This is a genomic window from Streptomyces sp. NBC_00016, from assembly GCF_045040885.1.
Classification (GTDB): Bacteria; Actinomycetota; Actinomycetes; order Streptomycetales; family Streptomycetaceae; genus Streptomyces; species Streptomyces coriariae.
Genome location: NZ_CP108304.1, coordinates 9407133 through 9420575, shown reverse-complemented (window position 1 = coordinate 9420575; position 13443 = coordinate 9407133). Strand labels below are relative to the sequence as shown.

The window sequence follows — 13443 nt, the reverse complement described above, 5'->3', positions numbered from 1 at the left end:
GGGGAGACGGGCGCGGCGGTGCCGGGACCGTGGCGATGCCGCTCTGCCGCGCTGTTCAGGCGCTTCGCTCTTCGGCGATCTTCTTGAGCTGGGTGATCGCGGTCATGGCATTGGGCCAGCCCGCGTAGAAGGCCAGGTGCGTGATCGCCTCGGACAGCTCCTCGACGCTCAGCCCGTTGTCCAGGGCCACGCCCAGGTGGTAGCCGAGCTGCTCGGTGCGGTAGAGAGCGGCCAGCACGCTCACGGTGACCAGGCTGCGGTCGCGCGGCGACAGCCCGGGACGCTCCCAGACGTCACCGAACAGGACCTCGTCGGTGACCTCGACAAGCTTCGGTGCGATCCCGGCCAGCGCCTGGGGTGCGGACTGCTTGGGCATACGAAGGACTCCTTGCTCGAAAACGGGCGAAACGGTCATGTCCACTGTCCGGCCGGCACGGCCGTCGCGCAGCGGCCCAGAACCTGTGTCCCGGCGGCGCCGGAGCCCCGACCGCTGCCCAGAACGAGGAAACCTGAGCTCGAGGAGGTGGAGAAGGGTCTGCCGTTACAGGTACTGACAGGGCCCCCCACAGGGGTACCGCCCGGCCTAGCCTGGAGTGCGTGAGCACCGAGAGCGACATCCGCGCCTTCCTGGCCTCCCGCCGCGCCAACATCACCCCGCAGCAGGCCGGTCTGCCCGCCTACGGTGGCAATCGGCGCGTACCGGGCCTGCGTCGCGAGGAAGTCGCCCTGCTCGCGGGCGTCAGCATCGACTACTACGTCCGCCTGGAGCGCGGCCACCTCGCCGGAGCCTCGGAGGAAGTCCTCGACGCCGTGGCGAACGCCCTCCAGCTGGACGAAGCCGAGCGTGCTCATCTCCACGACCTGGCCCGCGCCGCCGCCAAGCGTCCCGCCCGTCGTGGCAGGCGTGCCCGCGGCCCGCTCCCGGACAGCGTCCTGCGCGTCCTGAACTCCATGACCGACTCCCCGGCCTTCATCCGCAACGGCCGCTTGGACATCCTCGCCGTCAACGGCCTCGGCCGCGCCCTGTACTCCCCGTTGTTCACCCCGGGCGCCGTGCGGCCGGTCAACATCGCCCGTTTTCAGTTCCTCGACCCGGGCGGCCGCGCCTTCTTCCCCGACTGGGAGGGGTCCGTGAACACCACCGTCGCCCTGCTGCGCACCGAAGCCGGGCGGGCCCCGCACGACAGCGAGCTGACCGGGCTGGTCGGCGAACTCGTCACCCGCAGCGAGGAGTTCCGCACCGCCTGGGCCAAACACAACGTGCGCCTGCACCACACGGGCCGCAAGTCCTTCCGCCACCCCGCTGTCGGCGAGATCACCCTCGACTTCGACGCCATGGAACTGCCCGCCCAGCCCGGCCTGACCCTCACCGCCTACAGCAGCGCCCCCGGCACACCCGACCACGACGCCCTGCGGCTCCTCGCCACCTGGGCGGCCACCGAACAGCCTCACCCCACCGGCAACGACGCCAGCGAGGATCACTCGCGTCGGCGGTAGCTCCGGCTCCGACTCCGACTCCGGCTCCAGCGCTGCGCAACCCATCCGTACAGGGGGGCCGGCCGAGCCACGGGGTGGCGCGCGATCACGTCGGGCGGGACTCGCGCGGTGGGGTCATGACCCAGCGGATGGTCCGGGTCAGGGCCTGTCCGGTGGGGCGTACGGCGAGATCCTCGACGACCGGCACCCTGGGCAGCCACAGCATGCCCCGGGCCCAGGGCGGGAGCAGCACGACGGCGTTCGCGGCCAGCCCGCCGTAGAAGGGCCGTACGGCAAGGGGCAGGGGCGGCCGGAACAGCAGGAAGCGGGCGGCGGCGCGAGCCTCGGGCGTGGTACGAAGTTCGTGCCGGTAGGCGGTCAGCCGCTCGCACAGCTCGCGTCGATCGCGCGGTGGGTCGCTCACCCCCAGCGCCTCGGCGACCCGCGCGGTGTCGGCGACGTAGCCGTCGTACCCGGCGGCGTCCAGCGGGTGGGCGCCGAAGCGTTCGTGGGCGCGCAGGAAGCTGTCCGTCTCGGCCGCGTGCACCCAGCCGAGCAGGTGCGGATCGGTCGCGTGGTAGGGCACGCCCTCGGCCGTCGTCCCGCGGATTCCCTCATGGATGTGGCGGACGATGTCGACCGCCTGCTGAGCGTCCGGGGCCGTGCCGTAGGTCGTGACGGCCAGGAAGGTGCTGGTGCGTTGGAGCCGGCCCCACGGGTCGCCGCGGTATCCGGAATGCCCGGCCACCGCGGCCATGGCGAGCGGGTGCAGGGACTGCAACAGCAGCGCGCTCAGCCCGCCGATGAACATCGAGGCGTCACCGTGGACCACGCGGATCGGGCGGTCCGGTTCGAACCAGCGCGGGCCGGGAGTCTGGTGGATACGGGCACGTGTCGCCGGTCCGTCGGGCCCGGCGACGCGGCGGAACAGGGCTCGGCCCAGCCGCTCACGGACGAGGGTCAGCACGGTCGGCCTCCCTTCTCCTGCTCTCCAGTGTCCGCGATGCCGCCCGGATCCGGGCATGGCGGCGGGTTCAGCGAGGCACCCTCCTCACTCTGTGGGTTCGACGGGTTGCTGTGCGGCGGAATGCTGTGCGGCGGCATGCTGCGCGGCCATGCGTCGGCAGTGCGCTCGCGCCTGCGCGAGGCTTTCCTGCTCGCCGCCGTCCTGTCCGACCGCAAGCAGCTCCCCTGCGGCAACGAGAGCGGACCAGTAGACGGAGGGGTCGCCGGTGGCCTTGACCTGGTTTCCCCTGGCCAGGGAGAGGTAGGACCGGGTCAGCTCTCCGGTCCGCAGCCACCGGTGCAGACTGTGGCCGAGCCCGCTGCGGACAGCCCCCATGGCGCCGACCGCCCTGCCGAGCAGGTCATGGATCTGCTGCTCGCGCGCGTCGAGTCGGCGGTCGACGACAAAGACATCCGACAGGTCGAGGAAGAGGGCGAGCACCTCTTCCTCCTCCGGTCCGAGATCGGCGAAGAGGGGCTCCGCGTCACGTACCCGCCTGTGTGCCTCCGCGGGCGGGATGCCCAAGCCGACGCAGACGGAGACCGCGGCGCTCCGAGGATCCCCGCCCTGCCGCACCAGCTCCTCGAACGCCTTCGCCTCCGACGACAGCTCCACCCTCGCCCTCCTTCTCCGCCTCTCCCCCGTGAACGTTCCCGCACCGCGGCAAGTGCCTGATCTCGATGGTCCGCACCGCCGGGAAACGCCGGACCGTGCCGGATCTCCGCCGTGCCCGTTCCTTCGGACCGCTCGGCGCTAGCGTTGAGTCCCATGATCGTATGGCTCAACGGCACCCACGGCGCAGGCAAGACGACGACCAGCGCACTCGTGCAGCAACTGATCCCGGATTCAAGGGTGTTGGACGCCGAGAAGGTCGGCGAGACACTCATGGACATCACACCGGGGCTGCCCGGGCCCGGGACGGACAACTTCCAGCACTGGCCGCCGTGGCGGCCGCTCGTCGTCGAGACCGCCCGCCGCGTGCTCGACTACACCGGCGGCACTCTGGTGATGCCCATGACCGTCCTGGTCGAGCAGTACTGGCGCGAGATCAGCGCGGGTCTCGCCCACCATGCCATCCCGGTCAGGCACTTCGTCCTCCACGCCGACCAGGAGACCCTCCGTGGGCGCATCGAGGCGGACACTGTTCTCGGCCCCTCCCTGTTCCGCCTCGAGTACCTCGAGCCCTACGCCGAAGCGGCCCGCACATGGCTGCACGGTGAGGCCGAGGTCGTCGACACCACGCATCTCACGCCCGCTCAGGCCGCCTTGCGGATCGCGGAGGCCGTCAAGGGTTGAGGCCGCCCGCTGGGGCCGGGGTGAACCCGGCGCCGACGGACGCGACGACGATGGGGCCCGGCCGGCGACTGACCGTCATTCGGTTCCGTACAACCCGCGAGGTGTCCTGAGGGTCATAGCTTCCAAGACGACGGCGGGACTCCTCGTCACCCAGGGGGCTGACATGACCACTCGCGCGATCAGACACACCTCGCTCACGATCGGGACCGCCGTCGCGCTGGCGGTCGGTGGCCTCGGCCTCTCCCCGGCGCCGGCAACGGCTGCGCCGGCGGCCGACGACGAGATAGTGGTCCCGTTCGGCACCAGGGGCGACCTCAAGGCCTATGTCGAGACCCTCGCGCTGGGCGGTGGAAAGCTCAGCGTGCTGGGGACGGCGGACCCCGAGACCGCACGCGGGCTGTGGGAGTTCGACCTCCCGGCCGTCGGCACCCCACAGCCGGGGCCCCGGCAGCTCGCGGTACCCCAGGTCTGGACGAACTACCCGTGCGAGGGCGTCGACCCCGCGGAGTACACGTGCAGCGGGTTCTACTCCAAGCTGTGGGCGCTCGGCGACGGCCGGGTCGGCTTCATGACGCCGTTCGGGGGCCAGGAAGCCCTGGGCGGCGGGGCTCCCCAGAGCGAGCTCGGGCTCGGCACGTTCGACTGGGAGTCACCGGACCATGTGGTGGCGGCCGGCGGTTCGTATGTCGCGGTCGACGACGAGGGCGTGCAGCGCATCGGCTCCTTCGCCCCGGGCGTGTCCTACCCGGGGCAGGTCCACACCCGCTCGGTCACCGCGGTGTCGATCTGGGGCACGAAGATCTGGAAGCCGGGCAGCACCGTCGGCACGGTCAACTCGTACGACCTGGTCACCAAGGCGAGCACGGCGAACCTGGCGCTCGGCTCCGGCTGCGTCCCCGACGACCTACAGGCGGTGGGGCGGTGGCTGTACTGGCGCTGCTCCGCGTCCGACAGGGCCGGGGTGTGGGACAACAGCACCGGCAAGAACATCCCCGTCCCCGGTGCGCTGCCCGCCGAGGTCGGCGACGGCTATCTGGTCCAGCAGTCCGAGGACGGGCGGAGGGTGACGCTCACCGACTTCCACCTCGGCGGGGGCCACCCTGCCGCCACCTCCCCGTTCTTCACGGCCCCCGAGGGGGCCTGGGTCGGCATGCTCACCGTCGACCGGTACGGCGGCCATGTGGCCTACGTCGACGGCGAGCAGATGATCCACATCCGGCCGGTGACGGTGCCGCGGTCACGGATCAGCCTGTTCGACTGGCGCGCCGACCCCACGGTGGACCTGCGCGCGGCGAGTGACCGGCTGTGGGAGAGCAGCTGGCGGTTCACCCGCCCGCCCGCGTCCTGGAAGCTCACCATCAAGGACGCGTACGGCACCACCGTCCGCACCCTCACCGGCAGCTCCCACGAGGGCGCCGCCGTCCGCGCCTCCTGGGACGGCAAGGACGACGCGGGCGCGAAGGCGGTGAGCGGCCGCTACCACTGGACCATGACCGTGGACCCGGGCGACGGCGGCGCCGTCCGCACCCTCCCGACCGGGAGTTTCCTGCTTTCCGGTGGCCGGTCCGCCTTCCACGACGCCGACACCGACGGCTACGGCGAGCTGTACACGATGACCGGCGGCGGCCTGCTCGAAGCCCACCGGTTCGCCGACGGCAGGCTGACCGACTCCCGGGGCTGGTCGGGCTGGAGCCCCGGCACGCGCTTCGTCCCCGTCGGTGACATGACCGGCGACGGCTGCTCCGACATGCTCAGCAGGACCACCGACGGCAAGCTGTACCGGCACTCCGGCGGCTGCACCGGCATCTTCCTGCCCGACGCCGAGCGCACGCTGGTCGGTTCCGGCTGGAACGGCTTCGACACCGTCGTCGCCGCCGACGACTTCACCGGTGACCACCACCCCGACCTGCTGGCCCGCCAGACCACGACCGGCTACCTCTACCTGTACAAGTCCAACGCCCACGGCGCTCTGGACCCGGGTGTGCGCATCGGTACCGGGTGGAAGGGCTACACCGTCGTCGGCGCCGCCGACGTGACCGGCGACGGCATCGGCGACCTCATCGCGCGGGACGCCGGCGGCGAGCTGTGGCGCTACGACGGCAACGGCACGGGCGGCTTCAAGCCGCGGACGCTGGTGTTCCGGGACTGGGGCGTCGACCGCAACGCGATCGTCGCGGTCGGCGATGTCACCGGCGACGGTTTCCCCGACCTGGTCTCCCGGACCACCGACGGCAGGCTGCTGCGCAACAAGGGCTGGGGCGACGGCACTTTCAGCGCCACTTACACCCTCGCCTCCGGCTGGCAGAACTACGGCGCACTGTCGTAGGGCTTAGGGCAGCACCGACGGCTGCCGAGCGGGCGCCGCCCTGCCCCTCGCGCCCCGTGCGCGCCTCACAGCGCCCTATAGCGCCTATACGGCTGGCGAGCGCACGGAACGCTTCCTTCGGTTCCCAGGGCACCTCGCAGACGCAGATCTCGCCGCCCTCCCCGCGCGAGGCGATCATCGACAGCAGCCGCAGCCGTACCGGGTCCCCCAGCGCCTTGAACACCTTGGCCGGCTCCGCGGCGCGCTCCTCGTCGAGGGGGCCGGCGAGACCCTGGCAGCAGGTGGTGTCCTGGCCGAAGACCCCAAGCCCCTGTTTCGACATTCCTCTATGTTGACGTTTTTCGATCCAAGGCACAAGCTTGCATCAACGAACATCAATACAGGCCGTTCCGGGGCGCCGCCACGCCCCGTCACCCAGGAGTGCCTCATGAGCGAACAGACCACCGCCCTGCGCGAAACCGTCCGTCGGCGATACGCCGCGGCAGCCGTGAGCGTCACCGAGGGCGGCTCCGCGTGCTGCGGCCCCGAGCCCATCGAGGTGGACGAGAACTTCGGCTCCACCCTGTACGCCGCCGACGAGCGCGACACCCTGCCGGCCGAGGCGGTGGCCGCCTCCCTCGGCTGCGGCAACCCCACCGCCGTCGCCGAGCTGCGCGAGGGCGAGCGCGTCCTCGACCTCGGTTCCGGCGGCGGCATCGACGTCCTGCTCTCCGCCCGCCGCGTCGGTCCGGCCGGCAAGGCGTACGGGCTGGACATGACCGAGGAGATGCTCTCCCTGGCCCTGGCCAACGCGCGGAAGGCGGGCGCGACGAACGTGGAGTTCCTCAAGGGCACCATCGAGGCCATCCCGCTCCCGGCCGACACCATCGACGTGGTGATCTCGAACTGCGTGATCAACCTGTCCGTCGACAAGCCGGCCGTGTTCGCCGAGACCTTCCGCGTACTCAAGCCCGGCGGCCGGATCGGCGTCTCCGATGTCGTCGCCGACGACACCCTCACCCCCGACCAGCGGGCCGAACGCGGTGACTACGCCGGATGCATCGCGGGCGCGCTCTCCTTCGCCGAGTACCGCGCCGGCCTCGAGGCAGCCGGGTTCACCGACGTCAGGATCACCCCGACCCACTCGGTCTCGGACGGCTTGCACTCCGCGATCGTCCACGCCACCAAGCCGGTGACGGCCGAACTCCCCACCGAGACGGCGGAGTCGGCTGACGCGTGCTGCGGCGTCGACGCCTGCTGCACCCCGGCCGAGTCCGCTGTCGATGCCGCGCTGACCGTCACCGAGGCCAAGACCGCCTCTGGATGCGCCTGCCGGAACGGTGCGGACGGCACGACATCGTCTCCCGCGGCGCCGACGCAGGAATAGGCGGCGGATCCACCTTCTGCGCAAGGCCCGGTGAGCCCGCCCGGGTACTGCCGGGCCGTGGCGGCACGGTCCCGCCGGGCGTCGAGGTCCGGCATGTCCTCCAGGTAGTCGGGCCGCCAGCCGACGACTCTCCTCCACCGAGAACAGCCGACAGTCGCGCCACCAGGGGACGACCAGCAGGAGCCGTAGGAGTTCGGGCAGGCCGATCGCCACCAGCGCCGCACCCCCTTCGGAGTCCGCGTACAGGACGCGACGCTCCTCGCCGCCTTCACCGCAGAAGAAGAAGACGGCAGCGATCAACGCTTTCATGCGGAACCCTACGCCCACCGACCTCACGTCACCTATGCTTCGATTTCAGTTGCGTTCATGACCCATGAAAACTGATCCAGTTGATACCTGGCGATGAAGCGACGATATCGGTAGCTTCTGTCTGCGCACGCAGCGAAAGGACCGACGTGACCCACAGCCCTCTCCCTCCCACCCTGCCGAACACCGACCGCACCCGTCACCGTCGCCTGCGGGAGCAGGGCAGCCTGGACCGTGGCGCACTCGAAGCGATCCTTGACGCGGGCTTCGTCTGCCACCTCGGGGTGGTCGTCGACGGGCACCCGATGGTCGTTCCCACCGTCTACGGGAACGACCGACGGAACCTCTATTTCCACGGATCGGTGGCCGGCCGAAGCCTGATCGCCTCGCCCCGGGCAACGGTGTGCGTCACGGTCACGCACATCGACGGTCTCGTCCTCGCCCGGTCGGTGTTCGAGCACGGCGTGAACTACCGCAGCGCGATGATCTACGGCGTGCCGCGCCTGGTCACGGATCCGGAGGAGAAGCTCGAAGGGCTGCGCTGCCTGACCGAACAGGCCGCACCGGCACAGTGGGACTACGCACGCCGACCGAACCGCAAGGAACTGGCGGCGACGGTCCTGCTCGCCCTCTCGCTCGAGGAAGCGTCGGTCAAGATACGCACGGGCGGGCCCGACGACGGGGACGGACCCGACGCCGCCCTCGGGATCTGGGCCGGTGTCCTTCCCCTGGTCTCGACCTGGGGCGAACCCGAGACCGACCCCCTGCTCCCGGCCGGCAGCGAACCGCCCGACCACATCGGGTCCCGCAGCGGCACTCGTCTCGGGTGATCGGCGGACGGACTCGGCGCAGGGCGAGGCCTCGTCCGGCGGGACTTGCCGTCGTGCTCCGTGCTCCGCGCTCCGTCAGCAGGCGTCGTACTTCCAGGCGTCGCCCTCCAACGCCCACGGCTGCTTCGTCTGATCGAACTTGGGCAGGCCCTCCACCTTGTAGGTGGCCCGGCCGAGGTCCCCCGACACGTCGGCCTGCACGTCCGTCGCCGCGTGGTCGGGCCCGTAGTCCGTCTTCGCCTGCTGTACGACGCCGGCGTACGCGTCCTTGGTGATCTCCTTCGCGCAGCGCGCGGACAGCATGGCGTACGCGGTATCGGTGTCGGCGGCGAAGTACGCGGCGGTGTAGACGGCGACGGCGGCCTTGAGGTCGTCGCCCTCGTGGTCCGCGGGAACGCTGACCGTGGGCTCGGCGGCGGGTGTCCCGCTGTCGCTCGCGGCCGGTGTCTCCTCGGACGAGGAGCAGGCGGTGAGCGCGGCGAGGAGCAGAGCAGCGGTGGCGATGGTTGCGCTGGTGCGCATGGTGTCCCCCCTGGACGGTGGTGCCAAAAAGGGCATGGTGCCATGGTCAGGACGGGCGATGGCCGCTCAGGGGGGATTTCGGCGGGGCCCTGTGACAGGGCCGCCACGGGGATGTGACAGTCGGGCGTGTCGCCGGCTCCGCCCGGGCGGCATGCCTGCGGTACGGGACCCGTGCGCCGTGGTCCGCCGCGCCGGCGCGGAGCGGGAGGACGCCGCATCACGGCCGGTCGGTGACATGCCGGCGTTCGGCGTCGTGCGGCGCGCCTTCCCGCGGCCGATCGGCTCAGGCGCGGCGCGCCTCGGTTGTGCGGGCTGCCGTCCGGAGAAGATCGGTGGGGTGGCGGCCTCGGGACGGGCCGCCCGACACCGCCCCCCACCGTGTGAAGAGGTCCGGCCATGAACCTGTTCGACGAACCGTTGCGCCGGCCGCCTGCCGACCGGGCATCGGCACGTGTCTCGGTCCGCACCTCCGACGTCACGCCGATCGCGACGTGAGCGGCGCCCCGCGCCAGGGCGCGCCGGGCGGCGGCCGCTACGGCGAGGCCGTCTTCCGTCCCGAACAGGCAGGTGAGGGCGAGCGCATCGACTTCGGCGCCCTCGCCTACGACGACACCACCATGGCGCGACTGCGGGCCCTCGGGGTCGGCCCGGGGTGGCACTGCCTCGACGTCGGGGCCGGCACCGGCACGGTCTCCCGCCGGCTGCTGGAGGAGGCCGGGGTGGCGAGCGTGCTCGCCGTGGACCGCGACGTCCGCTTCCTCGGCGCTCGGCCCGTGCCCGGGCTCGACGTGCTGGAAGCCGACATCAGCGCGCCGGACGCCCTCCCCGGCGTCTTCTCGCTCGTCCACGCCCGCTTCGTGCTGATGCACCTGCCCGAACGCGACCGCCTGATCACCGCGTTGGCCGAACTCGTCGCGCCCGGTGGTGTGCTGGTGCTCAGCGACGCGGTCGACCTCACGAGCGACCGGACGCCCGGCACGCCGTACAGCACTGTCATGCGGGCGATGTGGCAAGGCCTGCGGGCCACCATCGGCACCGACGTCTCCTGGGTGCCGTCGTACCCTCACCTGCTGCGTGAGGCGGGGCTCGATGCCGTCGCCGCCGAGATCCATGTGCCGCCGCTGCTGCCGGGCAGCCCCATCAGCCGCTTCTGGGCGGACACCTGGGAGCGGAGCCGAGCGGCGATGCTCGCCACCGGTCTCGTCGACGACACGGCCGTCGACGAGGCGGTCCGCTACGTGGACTCCGCCGAATGCGCCGCGCTGTCCGCCGGCATGCTCACCGCCTGGGGGTGGAAACCCGAGGAGGGTCCGTGACAACCCGCCGGACTCTCGCGGGACGCGTACTCCTTCAGCCATGCGCGTGGTCCGACGGCCCGATGCCGCTGGAGCGGCAGGTTCAGGAGGAGTCGTCGGAGTCGGTCGCGAGCGCCTTGCCTGCGGCTCCCGACCGGGTGACGCCGTCGACTGCCACGCAAATACCGAAGACACGGTCGTAGCCGGTCCAGCCGTTGACGTGGCCACGGTTGTTGCTGATCTGAACCCGCTTCCTGGCGGGGTCCAAGGCCGACACCAGGTGCAGGTAGACCGTCCCGGAGACACGGGCCAGGACGATGTCCCCGACGTCCAACTTCGACGGATCGACGGGAGCGACGACGGTCTGCTGCCGACTGCGTATCAGCGGGACCATCGAAGAGCCGCTGGGCCGGAACACCACGGTGGCGCCTCCGGCAACCCGGCTCGCCACTGCATCCAACGCACCCATGAGGTGATCGTGGCAGTTCTCCCGTCATGACCCCACCGAATTATTTCGGTCGGGTCGGGTCGGGTCAGAGGGTGAGCAGTTCCTCGTGGAAGCCGCCGAAGCCGTGTTCGCGGTCGACGAGGTGGATCTCGAGGATCCAGTGGCAGTGACGGTCGGCCTTGTCGGTGCGCCGCAGCGGGGTGTCGTTGGCGGGGGTGATGTACGACTCCGGGTCCGCGCCGTCGATCTTCTCGTGCGGGAACTCCCCCACCAGGTGCCCGGCGTGCCAGCCGCCCAGTTCCCACCCGAAGCCGGCGGCCAGCCGCTCGACCTCGGCGTACAGCGCCTTCCCGGTGATGTCCGGGTCGCTCTCGAAGAACCGCTTGCCGGCCTCGAAGACCTTCGGCAGGTCGTCCCGGAGCCGCCGCTTCACCGGGTCGTCCCCGAGGACGAAGGTGCGGCCGAAGTCGGCCTCGTACTCCTCGAAGATCGGCCCGAAGTCGGCGAAGACGATGTCGTCCGCGCCGATCACCCGGTCCGGCGGGTTCTCCTTGTACGGCGCCAGCGTGTTCGGGCCGGAGCGGACGATCCGCTTGTGCCAGTGCCGGGTGGTGCCGAAGAGCTCGTTCGCCAGGTCACGGACGCGGTCACTGACCGCCCGCTCCCCCTGGCCGGGTGCCACCAGCCCGCGCTTGTCGATCTCCGCGAAGAGCCGTGCGGCCTTCGCCTGCGCGTCCAGCAGTCGTGCCGCGCGCGTGGTCTCGTCGTCCGCCATGGAGCCGACCGTAGAAGCAGGGATCGATCTTCGGCAACCCAGAATCCTTCGACGGGGAACGACTCCGTGCCGGCGAACGCCACCCGGAATCGGCGACGGCGTCAGCGTGGCGCGGTCAGGCGGGCTGCCACAGCTCGATCCGATTGCCCTCGGGGTCGGTGACCCAGCCGAAACGGCCGACGCCCTCCATGTCCTGCGTTTCCTCGGTCACGTCCGTTCCCCCGGCACGCAATTGCGCGAGCATCGCGTCCAGGTCGCGGACCCGGAAGTTGAGCATGGTCTGCTGGGTGCGGGACCCGAAGTAGTCGGTTCCGGACTCGAACGTCGCGAACACGGTAGGCCCGGCTTCCTGACGCCACAGGCCGTTCTCATCGGCGTCCAGGCCCAGGCAGTCGCGATACCAGGCGCTCAGCGCCGCCGGGTCGGCAGCCCGCAGGAAGTACCCACCGATTCCAAGCACACGTTCCATGCCGCCATCTTGCCAGGCCGCCGATGGGGCGGCCCGGCACCACACCACCGCCCTCTTCACCCCCGTGTCACCGGTGCGGGCAGGGCCGGAGCGCGGCCGAGGGCGGAGGTGACCGCAATGGCGTGATCGGGCAAGTGCCGGGCGGCCCAGGCGGCGGCCAGTTGCCCGATTCCTTGTCCTGCCACCGCTGTCGAACTCCCTCTCGCCTCAGATCCGTACGGGGGAAGTCGGCGAGAAGCGCCGACCCTGCGGCGACCTTGCCGGGCAAGGTGGCAGTTCGGATCGGGGAGGGAACGTGAGGATGTTCGGCCGTAGCTCCGCGCCACCCGCGTGGTGCGCGTGGATGACGTCCCGGCAGTGGGGCCAGTTCAGGAAATGCGTCAGGCAGGGGCTCGCACAGCACAACAGCCCACAGGAGTTCGACGAAGCGGCGGGCATCGCGCGGCTGGTCATCAGCGAGGACGTGGCAAGAGCGCTCGGCCCCGCCCGGGTGGACCTCCGGCCGCTGGCCGAACTGGCACGCAGCAGGCCGGAGTTCGGCTGGCCCAAGCTGATCGCGGACGAGCTCCTGGTGGCCGGACTGACCGAATTCTGCGATCGGCAGGAGGCAGAGGCCGAGCAGATCCGGCAGCAGCTCCTCGGAGAGGGTGTCGAGGGGCTCCGCGGCCGCCTGGTCCCCAGGATCGCGCGCCGAAAAGAATCCGGGCAACGGGACCGGTCGGTGGAGAGACACCTCGGCGCCGGTCTCGTCGCGCAACTCGCCATGGTCGTGCGGGACAAGGACGGTCGCGCCGAGCTCGACTGGCCCCGGGTCAAGGTGGCCGACCTCGCCCGTCTCTCCGTGGACACCGCGGAGTTGTGGGCCATGGCGCTGCACAACCTGCGAGGGTGCCGGTACCGGCTGCGGGGCGAGCAGCCCATCACGGTGCTGACCGGGGGAACGGATGCGTCGGCGCAGCTGCTGCGGTTGCCCGAGGTGGCCAAGGATCCGCTGCGTTTCGGCGCGGTGGTGATGATCCCGTTGCCGAACGTGCTGTGTTTCCACGTCGTACGGGACGCCGACACCGTCGTGGTCATGCAGACGATGCGGGAGCGCATCCCGGCGATGCTGCGCCGGAGCGGTGCGGCGAGCGACTCGCTCGACGAGACCCTGTACTGGTGGCACGACGACAGGGCGGAGGAGATCACGCTCGGCATGTCCTCCGGCGCCGGAGGACCGGCGGAACTGACGTTGGCGGCCTCGCAGCCCTTCTCCGCGATGCTGACGAGGATGCTCGACGAGTTCGAGGCGCCCGAGGACCGCTGAGCCCGGCCGGCCCCGTGGCGGC

The 13443-nt window shown here is 71.1% G+C and carries 14 protein-coding genes and 1 pseudogene; 7 read left to right on the top strand and 8 right to left on the bottom strand.

Annotated features, from left to right (window positions below; translation table 11 throughout):
* Positions 1 to 55 precede the first annotated feature (55 nt).
* Positions 56 to 376: a carboxymuconolactone decarboxylase family protein gene (locus OG933_RS41625; protein ID WP_362272999.1), complete on the bottom strand. Its 321-nt coding sequence runs from the start codon at positions 374 to 376 to the stop codon at positions 56 to 58.
* A gap of 221 nt (positions 377 to 597) precedes the next feature.
* On the opposite strand from OG933_RS41625, the gene OG933_RS41620 reads away from it, so the two are divergent.
* Positions 598 to 1497 (top strand): helix-turn-helix transcriptional regulator, encoded by a 900-nt coding sequence (locus OG933_RS41620; RefSeq protein ID WP_405632410.1) that lies wholly within the window; start codon positions 598 to 600, stop codon positions 1495 to 1497.
* An 85-nt stretch (positions 1498 to 1582) separates the two neighbouring features.
* Here OG933_RS41620 and OG933_RS41615 read toward each other — a convergent pair whose 3' ends face one another.
* Together OG933_RS41615 and OG933_RS41610 are read right to left on the bottom strand one after the other, a co-directional pair.
* Entirely contained in the window at positions 1583 to 2443 is an 861-nt protein-coding gene (locus tag OG933_RS41615) for an oxygenase MpaB family protein (protein ID WP_362533794.1), read from the bottom strand.
* 84 nt (positions 2444 to 2527) lie between these two features.
* The gene (locus OG933_RS41610) at positions 2528 to 3097 is read right to left on the bottom strand and encodes a hypothetical protein (RefSeq protein ID WP_362533791.1); all 570 of its coding nucleotides are present in this window, start codon (positions 3095 to 3097) and stop codon (positions 2528 to 2530) included.
* A gap of 153 nt (positions 3098 to 3250) precedes the next feature.
* On the opposite strand from OG933_RS41610, the gene OG933_RS41605 reads away from it, so the two are divergent.
* A complete protein-coding gene (locus tag OG933_RS41605) occupies positions 3251 to 3778 on the top strand; it encodes an AAA family ATPase (protein WP_362533789.1) in 528 nt (175 codons plus the stop codon).
* A gap of 163 nt (positions 3779 to 3941) precedes the next feature.
* Positions 3942 to 6104, top strand: a complete 2163-nt coding sequence (locus tag OG933_RS41600) for an FG-GAP-like repeat-containing protein (protein ID WP_405632407.1) — start codon at positions 3942 to 3944, stop codon at positions 6102 to 6104.
* Positions 6105 to 6234: 130 nt separating this feature from the next.
* On the opposite strand, the pseudogene OG933_RS41595 reads toward OG933_RS41600, so the two are convergent.
* Positions 6235 to 6426, bottom strand: a pseudogene (locus OG933_RS41595) (ArsR/SmtB family transcription factor); the annotation flags it as partial.
* A 105-nt stretch (positions 6427 to 6531) separates the two neighbouring features.
* On the opposite strand from OG933_RS41595, the gene arsM reads away from it, so the two are divergent.
* Together arsM and OG933_RS41585 are read left to right on the top strand one after the other, a co-directional pair.
* Positions 6532 to 7470, top strand: a complete 939-nt coding sequence (gene arsM / locus OG933_RS41590; RefSeq protein ID WP_362533784.1) for an arsenite methyltransferase — start codon at positions 6532 to 6534, stop codon at positions 7468 to 7470.
* Positions 7471 to 7925: 455 nt separating this feature from the next.
* A complete protein-coding gene (locus OG933_RS41585) occupies positions 7926 to 8606 on the top strand; it encodes a pyridoxamine 5'-phosphate oxidase family protein (protein WP_362533782.1) in 681 nt (226 codons plus the stop codon).
* Positions 8607 to 8681: 75 nt separating this feature from the next.
* Here OG933_RS41585 and OG933_RS41580 read toward each other — a convergent pair whose 3' ends face one another.
* Entirely contained in the window at positions 8682 to 9128 is a 447-nt protein-coding gene (locus tag OG933_RS41580) for a hypothetical protein (RefSeq protein WP_405632404.1), read from the bottom strand.
* Between the two features lie 491 nt (positions 9129 to 9619).
* Here OG933_RS41580 and OG933_RS41575 point away from each other — a divergent pair, with 491 nt between their 5' ends.
* The gene (locus OG933_RS41575) at positions 9620 to 10444 is read left to right on the top strand and encodes a class I SAM-dependent methyltransferase (RefSeq protein ID WP_405632402.1); all 825 of its coding nucleotides are present in this window, start codon (positions 9620 to 9622) and stop codon (positions 10442 to 10444) included.
* 82 nt (positions 10445 to 10526) lie between these two features.
* Here the strand turns inward: OG933_RS41575 and OG933_RS41570 are convergent, their stop codons facing one another.
* From OG933_RS41570 to OG933_RS41560, 3 genes are all read right to left on the bottom strand, one after another.
* A complete protein-coding gene (locus tag OG933_RS41570) occupies positions 10527 to 10892 on the bottom strand; it encodes a S26 family signal peptidase (RefSeq protein WP_362533773.1) in 366 nt (121 codons plus the stop codon).
* A gap of 64 nt (positions 10893 to 10956) precedes the next feature.
* Positions 10957 to 11646: a M24 family metallopeptidase gene (locus OG933_RS41565; protein WP_405632399.1), complete on the bottom strand. Its 690-nt coding sequence runs from the start codon at positions 11644 to 11646 to the stop codon at positions 10957 to 10959.
* Positions 11647 to 11761: 115 nt separating this feature from the next.
* Positions 11762 to 12115: a VOC family protein gene (locus tag OG933_RS41560; RefSeq protein ID WP_362533767.1), complete on the bottom strand. Its 354-nt coding sequence runs from the start codon at positions 12113 to 12115 to the stop codon at positions 11762 to 11764.
* Between the two features lie 343 nt (positions 12116 to 12458).
* Here OG933_RS41560 and OG933_RS41555 point away from each other — a divergent pair, with 343 nt between their 5' ends.
* A complete protein-coding gene (locus OG933_RS41555) occupies positions 12459 to 13421 on the top strand; it encodes a hypothetical protein (protein ID WP_405632397.1) in 963 nt (320 codons plus the stop codon).
* Positions 13422 to 13443 lie beyond the last annotated feature (22 nt).